Genomic DNA, 6,306 nt, shown 5'->3' with positions numbered 1-6,306 from the left:
GATGGCGGCCCGCCCCGCGCCGCCCGGCTAGCAGCGGCTGCCGTTAGCGCAGGTGCCCGTCGCCGGTGACGACGTACTTGGTGCTGGTCAGCTCGGGCAGGCCCATCGGGCCGCGCGCGTGCAGCTTCTGGGTGGAGATGCCGATCTCCGCGCCGAAGCCGAACTCGCCTCCGTCGGTGAACCGGGTCGACGCGTTCACCATCACCGCCGCCGCGTCCACCCGGGCGACGAAGCCGCGGGCCGCGCTCGCCGAGTCGGTGAGGATCGCCTCGGTGTGCCCGGTGCCGAAGCGGCGGATGTGCGCGACCGCCGCGTCCAGCGAGTCGACCACCGCCACGGAGATGTCGGCGGACAGGTACTCGGTGGCGAAGTCCTCGTCGGTCGCCGGGACCACGGCGGCGGAGTACGCGGCCACCTCGGGGGAGCCGTGCACTGTCACCCCCGCCTCGGCGAACGCGGCCAGCACCGGGGGCAGGAACGCGTCGGCGATGCCCGCGTGCACCAGCAGCGACTCGGCCGTGTTGCAGGTGGAGAGGCGCTGCGTCTTGGCGTTCAGCGTCACCGCGACGGCCTTCGCCACGTCGGCGGCGGCATCGACGTAGACGTGGCAGTTGCCCACCCCGGTCTCGATCACCGGCACCGTCGACTCCTCGACCACGGTGCGGATCAGCGACGCGCCACCGCGCGGAATGAGCACGTCGACGAGGCCCCGGGCGCGCATCAGCTCCTTTACCGAATCACGGGAGCTGGCGTCGAGCAGCTGCACCGCGTCGGCGGGCAGGCCGGCCCCGGCGACCGCGTCGCGCAGCACCGCGACCAGCGCGGCGTTCGAGTGTGCGGCGGACGACGACCCGCGCAGCAGCGCCGCGTTGCCGGACTTGAGGCAGATCCCGGCGGCGTCCACCGTCACGTTCGGTCGTGCCTCGTAGATGATGCCGACCACCCCGAAGGGCACCCGGATCTGGCGCAACTCCAGGCCGTTGGGCAGGGTGGACCCGCGGACCACCTCGCCCACCGGGTCGGGCAACGCGGCCATCTCGCGCAGCGCGTCGGCGATGCCGGCCACCCGACCCGCGTCGAGCGCGAGCCGGTCCAGCACGGCCGCGCTCAGCCCGGCCTCGCGGCCGGCAGCCAGGTCCGTCTCGTTCGCGGTCAGGATCTCCGGGGTACGCGCCACCAGCGCGTCGGCCATCGCCACCAGCGCGGCGTCCTTGACCGTACGCGTGGCCACGGCCAGCGTCTCCGCCGCCAACCGGGCCCGTCGCGCCTGCTCAACCACGCTCATGCCAGCACTCCTCGTGAAGGTGGGAAGGTCTGCTCACAGCAGCACCAGGTCGTCGCGGTGGACGACCTCTCGTTCGTACGCCGGGCCGAGCGCCGCGGCGAGTTCGGACGTGGAGCGGCCGAGCAGCCCGGGCAACTCCACAGCGTCGTAGTTGACCAGCCCGCGGGCGACCGACGCGCCGGCGGTGTCCACCAGGTCCACCGGGTCGCCGGCCGTGAACGTGCCGTCCACGGCGGTGATGCCGGCCGGCAGCAGCGACTTGCGCCGCCCGACGACGGCGGCGACAGCGCCGGGGTCGAGGTGCAGCCGCCCCCGGGGCGAGGTGGCGTGGGCCAGCCAGAACAGCCGGGCCGTCGGGCGCCGCTGCTGCGGGTGGAAGAGCGTGCCGACCGGTTCGCCGGCCAGCGCCGGTGCGGCCAGGTCGGCGGCGGTGAGCACCACCGGGATGCCGAAGCCCGTCGCGATCCGGGCCGCCTCGACCTTGGTCACCATGCCGCCGGTGCCGACGCCGGACCGGCCGGCCCCGCCGATGGTGATGCCGGCCAGGTCCGTGTCGTCGCGCACCTCGGCGATCCGGGTCGAGTCGGGTCTGGTGGGGTCGCCGGTCCAGAGCGCGTCCACGTCGGAGAGGAGCACCAGCAGGTCGGCGTGGACCAGCGCGGCCACCAGGGCGGCCAGCCGGTCGTTGTCGCCGAAGCGGATCTCCTGGGTGGCCACCGTGTCGTTCTCGTTGACGATCGGCACCGCCCGCAGGTCGAGCAGCTTGCGCAGCGTCCGGTACGCGTTGCGGTAGTGCGCTCGCCGGGTCACGTCGTCGACGGTGAGCAGCACCTGCCCGACGGTGCGGCCGTGCCGGGCGAAGCTGGCCGCGTACCGACCGATCAGCAACCCCTGCCCGACGCTGGCGGCGGCCTGCTGGGTGGCCAGGTCGCGCGGGCGTCGGGACAGCCCGAGCGGGGCGAGCCCGGCGGCGATGGCGCCGGAGGACACCAGCACCACCTCGCGCCCTTCGGCGGTGAGCCGACCGAGGGTGTCGACCAGCGTGTCGACGCGCTCGTCGGCCAACCCGCCGGTCGCGGTGGTCAACGAGGAGGATCCGATCTTGACAACGACCCGCCGGGCCGTCGTGACTGCGTCGCGCACCCGACCATTCTGCGTGGTCACGGACGCGCCGCCCGGCGGCGTTCCCATATGGTGGCGGATTGTGACTCCTGACGAGTACGTCGAGGCGGTGCTCGACCTGGTCGAGCGGATCCCGGAGGGCCGGGTCATGTCCTACGGCGGGGTGGCCGACGCGCTCTCCGAACGCTCGGGGCGTGCCTCCGCCCGGTTGGTCGGCAACATCATGGCCCGGCACGGCGGCTCGGTGCCCTGGCACCGGGTGGTGACAGCGAGTGGTCGACTGCCGCCGGGGCACGAGCGGGAGGCGCGGGCCCGACTGCGCGCGGAGGGGGTGCCGCTGCGGGGCGAGGGGGTGGACGTCGCGGCGGCGGCCTGGTCGCCGGAGGAGGAGTTGTGATCATCTGCGGGGGTGACCGGTGACGGCCGGGGCCTGCCACACCGACGGTGCCCCGCCCCGGGCGGGGACGGGGCACGGTGCTGGCGTTCAGAGTGGCAGTGGGGACCGCACCTCGTTGTCGTTGCGTTTCAGGTCGGGCCACTGGCGGTCCGCGGCGTCGCAGTGGACGACGAGGAACCTGCGGACGATCGCGTCGGGCGCCGGCTGGCCGGGCACCAGAAGCACGAACGTGTAGCGGCGCGATTCACCGGCCGGCACCCCGGGGAGCAGGCACGACGGTTGATCGGCCGACGGCTTGGGGTTCGGGTCGCAGCGGGACCAGTCCCCGCCGGCCCGTTCGCCGCCCTCAAGGGAGTGGAACGCGACCTGGGCCGCGTCGACCGGCCCGGCGTTGGTGACGGTGAAGACCAGGGTGAGTCGGCGTCGACTGTCCGCTCCCGCACCGTCTTCGAGCTGGTGGGTCATGGTCACCCGTAGATCGGTGAGCCGGGGGTCCCTGCCGAACGTCGTGGGGCCGTTCGTCTGGCTGAACCGCTGCCCGTTCCACCGGTACGTCCGTACCTGATCGCGCCGCAGGTACTCGGGGGTGCCGCAGCACGGCACGATGTCGGCCACCCGCACCTCGACCGACCCGGCCGGGGTGGTCTCCATGCCGAGAATGTCGTCGAACCCGTCACCGGTCCGGACCACCCGGCCCACCGTCACGATCCGACCCTCCCGGTCCCGGTTGAAGGCCACCACCTGCTTGGCCGACGCCTCGCCGTACCGGCAGGCGACGATGGCGACGGTTTCGTCCGCCCCGTCACCATCGAGGTCACCGTGCTCGAACGCGTCGTCGGTCAGCGTCGACACGTAGGCCTTCGTCGTGTCGGTCCGCAGCCGCACGTTCGAGGTGGCGCAGCCGCCCGCCGCGAGGTCCGACGGCCAGCTCGGCAGGTCGATCCGGGCCGCGAGCAGCTGGGCCCGGCTGATCCGCCCGTCCGGGCCGGCCGGGGCTTCGGCGCTCGGCGTCGCCGAGCCGGTCGGCGGTGGCGTCGGCGGTGCCGAGGTCGACGGGGTGGTGGTGGGTTGGACCGATTCCGCCGGCACCGGCGTGTTCTGGGCGTCGCGGAGTGCGGCGTTGGCGACGACGGGGGCCACCACCAGGACGACCGCCGCCGCGGCCACCGCCGCCGCCGTCATCCGTCGGCGTCGGCGCAGGACGTGCCGGGCCTGGTCGGGGCCGGGGCCGGTGACGTGGGTGACCACGTCGTTGCGGTACGCGGTGAACCGCTCGCGCAGTCGCGGGTCGAGGTCAGACATCGCACACCCCCTCGGTGTTCTCGTCGAGCAGCCCGGCCAGGGCGGTCCGGCCACGGTGCAACCAGGACTTCACGGTGCCCTCGGCCACCCCTTCCTGGGCGGCGATCTGGCTGACCGGGAGGTCGGCCAGGTAGTGCAGGATGACCGCTCGGCGGTGGTTGGCGGGCAGCTGCGCCAGCGCCGTGTCGATCGCCACCCGGTCGGGGTTCGGGCCGGCCACCTCCGCCTCGGCGCGGCGCTGCCGCAGCAGGTGGTTGCGGGCGGTACGCAGGCGTCGCCATCGGCTGCGGGCCAGGTTCCAGGCGACCTGCCGGACCCAGGCCACCGGGTCGTCGTACCGGACCAGGCGGTCCCAGCGGGCCAGCGCTCGGCAGAACGCCTCCTGGGCCAGGTCCTGCGCGTGCCCCAGATCCCCGGTGTACGCACTGAGTTGCGCGGTCACGCTGCCGAAGTGTGCGTGGTAGAAGTCGTCGAAGGTGATCGTCGCCGCGACCGCCGCATCGGCTGTCCAGGCCGCCGGTGGCTCATTGGCCCGGGCTCCCATCGTTGCTGCCACTGTCCCTCCCCGTCACCGCCGGGCTGGTCCGCCCTGGGCACCGGTAACACTCCGAAACAGTGACGGCGGTTGCGGGCCCGTGCTGCCGCCAACCTGACTGTTCGGCTGTGCGCACCAGGGCCGGCAGGTTGGTCAGGCCTCCAAATAACGTGAGTAACATTCAGCCCCATGAAAACGCCGCCGGGCGCCGGCTCGTCAGCCAGCGGCTCGCTGCCCCGCTCGGTGCACGCCGGCTACGCGCTCGGTTCGCTGGCCACCGGCGCGTTCGGCACCGTGCCCGGTCTGTTGCTGCTGCCGTACCTGACCGACACCCTGGGCGTGGCCGCCGGGCTGGCCGCCCTGCTGGTGCTGCTGCCCAAGGCCTGGGACGTGCTGGTCAACCCGGTCGCCGGGCGGATCTCCGACCGCACCCGGTCGCGGTGGGGCGCCCGCCGCCCGTACCTGCTCGTCGCCGGCCTCGCGCTCGCCGTCCTGTTCGCGTCGATCTTCGCCGCGCCCTTCGGTAACGGCTCGGCCGCCGCGGCGTACGTGGCGTTCGCCTTCCTCGCCACCGCCACCGCGTTCGCCTTCTTCCAGGTGCCGTACGTGGCGATGCCGGCGGAGCTGACCGACGACTACGCCGAGCGCACCCGGTTGATGACCTGGCGGATCGCGGTGCTGGCACTGGCCATCCTGGTCTCCGGCGCGGTCGCGCCGCTGGTGGTGGGCGCCGGCGGCGACGGCGTCGCCGGGCACCGCTGGATGGGCCTGTTCGTGGCGGCGCTGATCGCCCTCGGCGCCCTCGGCGCGTTCCTGGGCACCCGGTCCGCACCCACCGGCACGGTGGGGGAGAGCGAGCCGACCCTGCGCGCCCAACTCGCCGTGGCCGGTGCCAACCGCCCGTTCCGGGCGCTGCTGATCTGCTTCGTGGTGCAGTCCGCCGGGGTGGCGACGATCCTGGCCGGGGTCAACTACTTCGCCGGGCAGATCCTGCGCGACGACAAGAGCGGGCCGACCCTGCTGTTCGTCTGTTTCGTCGGGCCGGCGCTGCTGGTGATGCCGATCTGGACCCGGGTCGGTGCCCGGCTGGGCAAACGGACCGCGCTGGTCGTCGCCTCGCTGATCCTCGCCGTCGGCGCGTTCACACTGGTCGCCGCGCCGGTGCTGCCGCCGGTCGCCGTCTATCCGGTGGTCGCGCTGATCGGCGTGGGGTACGCCGGCCAGCAGGTCTTCGCGCTGGCGATGTTGCCGGACTGCATCGCCCACGAGACGGCGCGCACCGGTCGACGACAGGCGGGCGTCTTCACCGGGCTGTGGACCGCCGGGGAGACCTTCGGCCTGGCGCTCGGCCCCGGCATCTACGGACTGGTGCTGCAACTGTCCGGCTACGTGTCCTCCGACACCGGCTCGGCGGCCGCCCAGTCCGACACGGCGAGGCTGGGCGTCCTGCTCGGCTTCACGCTGATCCCGGCCCTGCTGATCGCCCCGCCGGTCCTCCTGCTCCGCCAGTACACCCTCACCGCCCACAGCGACCTGGTCGATCATGGAGTTGGGCTGGGCGACAAGGCCGTTGACCGTCACCAGAAGGGCACCATGACTCCATGATCGACGAGAACAGGGTTGAGGCCGGGGCGCTCTCCGCCACCGGGGTACCCGCCGAGGTCG

At 73.5% G+C, this 6,306-nt stretch carries 6 protein-coding genes; 2 read left to right on the top strand and 4 right to left on the bottom strand.

Annotation, left to right across the window (positions count from 1 at the left end; translation table 11 throughout):
* Positions 1–43: 43 nt before the first annotated feature.
* Complete coding sequence (locus tag KBX53_RS18690) at positions 44–1,285, bottom strand: glutamate-5-semialdehyde dehydrogenase (protein ID WP_210860666.1); 1,242 nt, start codon at positions 1,283–1,285, stop codon at positions 44–46.
* 33 nt (positions 1,286–1,318) lie between these two features.
* Positions 1,319–2,476: a glutamate 5-kinase gene (gene proB / locus KBX53_RS18685; protein WP_210860664.1), complete on the bottom strand. Its 1,158-nt coding sequence runs from the start codon at positions 2,474–2,476 to the stop codon at positions 1,319–1,321.
* 13 nt (positions 2,477–2,489) lie between these two features.
* On the opposite strand from proB, the gene KBX53_RS18680 reads away from it, so the two are divergent.
* Positions 2,490–2,804: an MGMT family protein gene (locus tag KBX53_RS18680; RefSeq protein ID WP_030329806.1), complete on the top strand. Its 315-nt coding sequence runs from the start codon at positions 2,490–2,492 to the stop codon at positions 2,802–2,804.
* 87 nt (positions 2,805–2,891) lie between these two features.
* Here KBX53_RS18680 and KBX53_RS18675 read toward each other — a convergent pair whose 3' ends face one another.
* Both KBX53_RS18675 and KBX53_RS18670 read right to left on the bottom strand, forming a co-directional pair.
* Positions 2,892–4,106 carry a hypothetical protein gene (locus KBX53_RS18675; RefSeq protein WP_210860662.1) on the bottom strand — a complete coding sequence of 405 codons (1,215 nt, stop codon included), beginning with the start codon at positions 4,104–4,106 and terminating at the stop codon, positions 2,892–2,894.
* Positions 4,099–4,662 (bottom strand): SigE family RNA polymerase sigma factor, encoded by a 564-nt coding sequence (locus KBX53_RS18670; protein WP_309140806.1) that lies wholly within the window; start codon positions 4,660–4,662, stop codon positions 4,099–4,101. The genes KBX53_RS18675 and KBX53_RS18670 overlap by 8 nt, the downstream gene beginning before the upstream one ends.
* 168 nt (positions 4,663–4,830) lie before the next feature.
* On the opposite strand from KBX53_RS18670, the gene KBX53_RS18665 reads away from it, so the two are divergent.
* Positions 4,831–6,246 carry an MFS transporter gene (locus KBX53_RS18665; protein WP_210860661.1) on the top strand — a complete coding sequence of 472 codons (1,416 nt, stop codon included), beginning with the start codon at positions 4,831–4,833 and terminating at the stop codon, positions 6,244–6,246.
* Positions 6,247–6,306 lie beyond the last annotated feature (60 nt).

Origin of the sequence: Micromonospora sp. M51 (assembly GCF_018070305.1) — a bacterium.
GTDB classification, from domain to species: Bacteria; Actinomycetota; Actinomycetes; order Mycobacteriales; family Micromonosporaceae; genus Micromonospora; species Micromonospora parva.
Note: the sequence above shows the minus strand (reverse complement) of the source record. Positions and strands in the feature narration are given on the sequence as shown.